The 6,540-nt window shown below is 71.5% G+C and carries 6 protein-coding genes and 2 pseudogenes; 4 read left to right on the top strand and 4 right to left on the bottom strand.

The genetic code is table 11. From position 1 onward, the window contains the following. Positions 1 to 1,167, top strand: a 1,167-nt coding sequence (locus QZX64_RS09730) for a BCCT family transporter (RefSeq protein WP_295658836.1), incomplete at its 5' end; no start/stop codon positions are given. Here QZX64_RS09730 and QZX64_RS09735 read toward each other — a convergent pair. Then, complete coding sequence (locus QZX64_RS09735) at positions 1,164 to 2,432, bottom strand: Nramp family divalent metal transporter (RefSeq protein ID WP_295658838.1); 1,269 nt, start codon at positions 2,430 to 2,432, stop codon at positions 1,164 to 1,166. The genes QZX64_RS09730 and QZX64_RS09735 overlap by 4 nt on opposite strands. Positions 2,433 to 2,550: 118 nt before the next feature. Between QZX64_RS09735 and QZX64_RS09740 the strand changes: the two genes are divergently transcribed. After that, positions 2,551 to 3,195 carry a flavin reductase family protein gene (locus QZX64_RS09740; RefSeq protein ID WP_295658839.1) on the top strand — a complete coding sequence of 215 codons (645 nt, stop codon included), beginning with the start codon at positions 2,551 to 2,553 and terminating at the stop codon, positions 3,193 to 3,195. Positions 3,196 to 3,233: 38 nt separating this feature from the next. Continuing rightward, positions 3,234 to 4,253: a GNAT family N-acetyltransferase gene (locus tag QZX64_RS09745; RefSeq protein ID WP_295658841.1), complete on the top strand. Its 1,020-nt coding sequence runs from the start codon at positions 3,234 to 3,236 to the stop codon at positions 4,251 to 4,253. Here the strand turns inward: QZX64_RS09745 and QZX64_RS09750 are convergent. Continuing rightward, the gene (locus QZX64_RS09750; protein ID WP_295658847.1) at positions 4,235 to 4,864 is read right to left on the bottom strand and encodes a sulfotransferase family 2 domain-containing protein; all 630 of its coding nucleotides are present in this window, start codon (positions 4,862 to 4,864) and stop codon (positions 4,235 to 4,237) included. The genes QZX64_RS09745 and QZX64_RS09750 overlap by 19 nt on opposite strands. Before the next feature lie 299 nt (positions 4,865 to 5,163). On the opposite strand from QZX64_RS09750, the gene QZX64_RS09755 reads away from it, so the two are divergent. Continuing rightward, positions 5,164 to 5,493, top strand: a complete 330-nt coding sequence (locus QZX64_RS09755) for a cytochrome b/b6 domain-containing protein (RefSeq protein ID WP_366558538.1) — start codon at positions 5,164 to 5,166, stop codon at positions 5,491 to 5,493. A gap of 8 nt (positions 5,494 to 5,501) precedes the next feature. On the opposite strand, the pseudogene QZX64_RS09760 reads toward QZX64_RS09755, so the two are convergent. Together QZX64_RS09760 and trxA are read right to left on the bottom strand one after the other, a co-directional pair. Next, positions 5,502 to 5,765, bottom strand: a pseudogene (locus QZX64_RS09760) (rhodanese-like domain-containing protein); the annotation flags it as partial. Between the two features lie 42 nt (positions 5,766 to 5,807). Continuing rightward, a pseudogene (gene trxA, locus QZX64_RS09765) lies at positions 5,808 to 6,167 on the bottom strand (thioredoxin); the annotation flags it as partial. Between the last annotated feature and the right edge of the window lie 373 nt (positions 6,168 to 6,540).

A 6,540-nucleotide genomic window follows, 5' to 3' on the forward strand; every position in this document is an offset into this window, starting at 1 on the left:
ATCTACGCCGTCGTCGGCCTCGCCATCGCCTACGGCGTCTACCGCAAGGGCCGGGCGCAGCTGATCAGCGCCGCGTTCGAGCCGCTGCTCGGCCGTCACGCCCACGGACCGGCCGGCAAGGTCATCGATATCCTCGCGATCTTCGCCACGCTCTTCGGCTCCGCGGCCTCCCTCGGGCTGGGCGCCGTCCAGATCGCCAGCGGCCTGGAGATCGTCGGCGGCATCGGCGAGGTCGGCAACGGCGTGCTGGTCGGGATCATCGCGGTGCTGACGGCCGCGTTCGTGGTCTCGGCCGTCTCCGGAGTGGCCCGCGGCATCCAGTGGCTCTCCAACATCAACATGGTGCTGGCTCTGGTGCTGGCGCTGTTCGTCTTCGTCGCCGGCCCCACGATGTTCATCCTCGACATGGTGCCGACCGCGCTGGCGGAGTACGTCCAGGACCTGCCGGAGATGGCGGGCCGGACCAACGCGCAGGGCGGCGAGGTGGCGACCTGGCTGAGCTACTACACCGTCTTCTACTGGGCGTGGTGGATCTCCTGGACCCCGTTCGTGGGCATGTTCATCGCCCGCATCTCCCGCGGTCGCACCATCCGGCAGTTCGTCACCGGCGTGCTGCTCGTGCCCAGCCTCGTGAGCCTGGTCTGGTTCGCCATCTTCGGCGGCAGCGCGATCAAGCTGCAGATGGACGGCACCGACATCTACGGCTCGGGCGGCGTGGAGGCCCAGCTCTTCGGCCTGCTGGAGCAGTTCCCGCTCGCCACCGCCTCGAGCGTGCTGGTGATGGTGCTCGTCGGGATCTTCTTCGTCTCCGGTGCCGACGCCGCCTCGATCGTGATGGGCTCGCTGTCCCAGCGCGGCGCCATCGAGCCGCGGAGGCTGCCGGTGATCTTCTGGGGCGTCGTGATGGGCGGGGTCGCCGCGGTGATGCTGCTCATCGGTGGCGACACCGCGCTCGACGGGCTCAAGACCATCACCATCGTGGCGGCGGTGCCGTTCGTGTTCGTGATGGTGGGGCTGTGCGTCGCGTTGGTGAAGGACCTCGCCGACGACCCGCTGATCGTGCGCGCGACCTACGCCCGACGCGCCGTGCACGACGCGGTGGTCGCCGGCGTGAGCGAGCACGGTGACGACTTCGTGATCCCGGTGCAGAAGGACCCCGAGGCCTAGAGATCGGTGATCGCCTCCCACACCTCGTTGGCGGCGAGGGCGGCGAAGGTCAGCGCGCACAGCACCATGAGCAGGTTCGACCAGAGCTTGTTGCGCCACTCGCGCGGGACCCGGTCGGAGTTGAGGATCCACAGCAGCGTCACCGACAGGAACGGCATGAAGAACGCGCCGAGGACGCCGTACGCCAGGATCAGCCACACCGGCTCGCCGAGGAACAGCATGATCATGGGCGGGAACGTCAGCCACAGGATGTAGAGCCGGTAGTACGTGCCGCCGATCATCCGCTCGGGGGCGTCCTCGGCGAGGCCACGCGCGTGGCCGACGAAGTCGGCGAACATCATGGACACGCCGTTCCAGACGCCGATCAGCGAGGACATGGCCGCAGCCCAGAAGCCGACGAGGAACACCTTGCCGGCCCACGTGCCGTAGCGGTCGGCGAGCACCTCGGAGAGGTCGAGCAGTCCCTCGTCACCGGTCGCGACCGCGATCTGGGCGGAGTAGAGCAGCTCGGCGCCCACGACCAGGGTCGCCAGCACGAACAGGCCGGTGACGACGTAGGCCACGGTGTTGTCGATGCGCATCAGCCGCATGTGCTCGGGACGGGTCCAGCCCTTCTCGCGGATCCAGTAGCCGTAGGCCGCGAGCGTGATGGTGCCGCCCACCCCACCGGTCAGCGACAGCACGTTGACCAGGCCGCCGTCCGGGACGATGGGGACCAGGCCCGCGAGCAGCTCGGGCACGTTGGGCAGCGTCAGCAGGGCCGCGCCGACCATCGTGACGAACATCAGCCCCACCAGGGCGGCACAGATCTTCTCGAAGAGGTTGTAGCGGCCGACCCACACCAGGGCCAGGCCGATCAGCCCCGAGACGATGCCCCACGTCGTCACCGAGAGGACCGGGAACAGCGAGCGCAGCGACAGTCCGGTGCCCGCCATCGCGGCGGCGCCGTACACGAAGCCCCAGATGACGATGTACGGCGCGAAGTACCACGTCGTCCAGCGACCCAGCGACGACCAGCCCTCGTAGATCGTCTTGCCGCTGGCCAGGGAGTAGCGGCCCGCGCCCTCGACGAGCACCACCTTCAGCACGCAGCCCACCACGACGCACCACAGCAGGCCGTAGCCGAACTTGCTGCCGCCGATGAGGGTGGCGACGAGGTCGGCGGCGCCGACGCCGGTGGCCGCGACGACGAGGCCGGGCCCGATCAGCGTCCATCGCGGGGTCGAGGTGGTGGTGTCGCCGGACGGCGGTCCCGAGGAGCTCATGCCCGCTGAACCTACCGAGCCCGCCGCAGCCCGACGACGCTGCCGTCACGCTCGGGCGCGCCTGCCGCCTGCTGACCTGCCGTCCTCGCGGCGACGACCGCACCCGCACAATGGGTGGATGCCCGGTGACCAGCGCGACGTGACACCTGACGAGGCGCTCCTCCACCGCTGGCTCGGCGACTACGGCTTCGGCGAGCCGGGCGACGACGACGACCCGCTCGGCCGGAACCTGGAGTACCGGCCGGGCGAGGCCGGCGTCCTGCCCGTCGACGACCCGGACAGCCGTGCGCGGGCGCGGCTGTTCCGCGAGGTGCTGGGCCGGTTCGCCTCCGGGGTGACGGTGGTGACCGGCCTCGACGGTGACTCGCCGGCCGGCCTGACGTGCCAGAGCTTCACGTCGGTCTCCCTCGAGCCGCCGCTCGTGCTCTTCTGCGTCGCCCGCACCTCCCGCTCCTGGCCATCCATCCGGCGCTCGGGCGCCTTCTGCGCCAACGTGCTGGCCGACGACCAGGCCCCCGTCTCCGAGGTGATGGCCAGCCGGAGCGCCGACAAGTTCGCCGGCCTCTCGTGGGTGCCGGGCGCCGCCACCGGCTCGCCACGCATCGCCGGCGCGACGGCGTACGTCGAGTGCTCGATCCAGGCCGTGCACGAGGCGGGGGACCACGTCGTGGTCATCGGCCGGGTGCTCGACCTGGTGCCGGGCGCCGCCGAGCACGGGCTCACCTTCCACCGCGGGCGCTACGGGTCCACCCGGCCGCAATAGGGGTGCGGCGGGCGCGGCGGTCGGGCAGGGTGACCGTCATGGAGCTTCTCGAGGTCTCGGCCGACGACCGTGCGGGCATCGCGGAGCTGGTCCGCATCACCAACACCGCGCTGGCGGTCGACGCCCCCTTCGAGCGGGAGGTGACGCCGTACTCCGTGGCGATGGAGGTCGAGCACGGCTGGGACGGCGAGCCGGGGCGTCACTTCCTCGCCGCGGTCGGGCGGCAGGCGGTGGGGCTCGCCGAGGTGCACACCTCGGAGTACGACAACCGCGACCTGGCCTGGATCAACGTGGTCGTCGAGCCGGCACTGCGCCGCCGCGGGTACGGATCGGCCGTGCTCGAGCAGGCGCTCGGCACCTGCGTGTCCATGGGCCGGTCCAGCATCACCGGCGACGCGTGGCTCGACGACGGCGTCGACGCCTTCGCGACGCTGCACGGCTTCACGGGTGCGCTGGTGTCGGCGCGTCGCCGGCACGACCTCGCCGCCCAGCCTCCGGGGCTGGCCGACGCACAGTACGTCGAGGCGCAGGCGGCGGCGGAGGACTACGAGCTCGTACGGCTGCACGGTCGCACCCCCGAGGACCTCGTGGAACGGCTGGCCGTGGCCACCGGGGCCATCAACGACGCGCCCCTGGACGACCTGGAGATGGAGGACGAGGCCTATCCGCCGGAGCGGATCCGGGCCTACGAGGACGCCCAGCTGGCCCGGGGGCCGGGCCTCTACCGGATCCTCGCCCTGCACCGCGCGTCGGGGGACATCGCGGGTCACACGGTCGTCATGGTCGACCCGGAGCAGCCGGCGTACGCCGAGCAGCACGACACCTCCGTGGTGACCGCGCACCGCGGCCACCGGCTCGGACAGCTGCTGAAGGCCGACATGGTGCGCTGGCTGCGCGAGGTGGAGCCGCAGCTGCGGCACGTCGACACCTGGAACGCCGCGTCGAACACGCACATGATCGAGGTGAACGAGCGGCTGGGCTACCGCCTGCTCGGCACGGCGATGTCCTACCAGCGGAGGCTGCCAGCGAGCCGCCCGGCTCAGCCCTCGAAGGTGTAGCCGAAGGCCTCGATGTCCTTGGCGTAGACCTCCGCGACCCGGCGGCGGGTGCGGTCGTTGTAGTAGTCGGTGTGGCTGCCGTGCTTGGACCGGTTGCGGTGCGGAGGCTCCTCGGCGGGCAGCCCGAGCCGCGTCGCGACGGTCACCAGGTCCGCGCCGAGCGTCTCGGTCCGGCCGATGAAGTCGACCTGCTTGCGCCGGGCGGTGAGGTAGTCGAGCTGCGCCAGCCCGACGCGCGGCAGCTCGTCCGGCCCGCGCATGACGAACTCCTCGAAGTCGGCGTACCCGGCGACGGCGCGCCACTGCTCGTTGCCGTCCTTCATGCCGCCGCGCTCGACCTGCGGCTTGCCGGACGCCGGGCCCCACGTGCGGTTCCAGGCGTCCATCATGGCGTACCAGGAGACCATCCGCTTCCACGGGTTGCGCACGAAGCCGAAGGAGAAGTAGTCGACCGCCTCGGGGTGGTTGCGCAGGATGTAACCCAGCCGCGCGTGCCGGACGTTGCCCCGGATCGGGTCGTCCACGTGGGAGTCCAGGAACTGCTGGATCGATACGCCGCCCGTCTTCGGCACGTGGACGAAGACCATCCTCAGCTTGGGCGAGATCAGCACGCGCCGAGGCTACTTCACCGGTTCCTGGCGCTCGGTGCACCTACGCTCCGGGCCCATGAGGATGCGCAACGGCGAGCACGGGTACGGCGCCGTGTCGAAGACGTTGCACTGGGCCACCGTCGTCGCGCTGCTGGCCCAGTTCGTCGTGGGCTACGTCATGGACGCCGACGACGGCTCCGGACGGGGCCGCGGTCGCGGGCGCGGGTGGCGACGACGGGTCCGGCGGCTCAGGACGTGGGAGGGGCCGCGGTGGCGACGGCGGCCTCGGCCTCGGCCTCACCGAGCGGCTCTCCGACCCCCTGGTGGCGGTGCACGTCGTGCTCGGGCTGACGATCCTGCTGCTGGCGGTGCTGCGGATGACGTGGCGCAGGCTGGACAGCCTGCCGCCGTGGGCCGAGGGGCTCTCAGCGGCCGAGCGCCGCCTGGCCCACCTCACCGAGAGGGTGCTCCTCCCGATGCTGGTGGTCATGCCGCTCTCGGGCATCGCGGTGCTGCTCGGCGACGACGACCTGCTGTGGCTGCACGTGACGAGCCACGTGGTCTTCTTCGTGGCCCTGGCCGCGCACCTGGGACTGGTGCTCAAGCACACGCTGCTCGACCGGGACCGGCTGCTGGCCCGGATGCTCTGAGGGCTGCCTCAGCGCTCGAGCGGCCAGCCGCGGGCGGCCCAGCCGCCGGTGCCGTCGGACACGTTGGCGGCGTCCAGGCCCTGCGCCTGCAGGAACTGCACCACCTGCCGGCTGCGGCCGCCGACCTGGCAGATCACCAGGAGCTGCTGGTCGGTCGGCAGCTCGGCGACGCGGGACGGCACCTCGTTCATCGGGACGTGCACCGCGCCGGGCACGTGGCCCGCGGCGTACTCGTCGGCCTCCCGGACGTCGAGCACGAACCCGCCCTCGGCGTGCCGGGCGGCGAAGGTGTCGAGGTCGACCTCCTCCGGGTGCTGCTGCTGGGCGGCGACCTGGCGGTGGACGTCCTCCATGTCGAGGCCGCGCACGCCGTCGATGACCTGCTGCAGGCCGGCCGGCGGCAGGGCACCCGGCTGGGAGAAGACCAGTACGCCCTCGCGGAACGCCATCAGCGTCGGGATCGAGGTGATCTGGGCCATCGCGGCCAGCTCCCGCTCGGCCTCGGTGTCGACCTTGCCGAAGACGATGTCGTCGTTGGCGCCCGCGGCCTTCTCGTAGACCGGCGCGAACTGCCGGCACGGCCCGCACCAGTCGGCCCAGAAGTCGACGAGCACGATGTCGTTGCCGGTCACGGTCTCCTCGAAGGAGGCGGTGGTCAGGTCCTGCAGCGGCACGGTTTCTCCTGCGGTGTAGCGGTGATGAGGACACCTCGACGGTACTCCGCGAGCAGAATGCCGACCATGGACGGCCTTGGCGCGCCACGGGCTCTGGTGGGGTGCGCCACACGCACGAAGCGTCTGCCGCCACCGCCCAGCGTGGTGTGGCACTCGCCGACCGACCCTCGTCGGCCCCGGGCCGCCCCTCGATGCGCCTCCACGACGGTGAGGTGAAACCCCGCCTGCTCGGAGCCGAGCGCCAGCACCGGGCCAGGAGATGTCGCTGACCTGTCGGCTGCTGTCGCCGGGCCCTCCCGACGCCATCACGGGCGCGGGTGCGCCGACGGGTGAGCGTGCAGCTCTTCGGTGCCCTGCGGGAGCCGTACGACGC

The organism is uncultured Nocardioides sp., from assembly GCF_902805925.1.
GTDB lineage: Bacteria > Actinomycetota > Actinomycetes > Propionibacteriales > Nocardioidaceae > Nocardioides.

What these genes read in the sequence shown, in the direction of transcription:
- QZX64_RS09745 (WP_295658841.1), top strand. Translation starts at nt 3,234, where the DNA reads ATGGAGCTTCTCGAGGTCTCGGCCGACGACCGTGCGGGCATCGCGGAG.
- QZX64_RS09735 (WP_295658838.1), bottom strand. Translation starts at nt 2,432, where the DNA reads ATGAGCTCCTCGGGACCGCCGTCCGGCGACACCACCACCTCGACCCCG.
- QZX64_RS09740 (WP_295658839.1), top strand. Translation starts at nt 2,551, where the DNA reads ATGCCCGGTGACCAGCGCGACGTGACACCTGACGAGGCGCTCCTCCAC.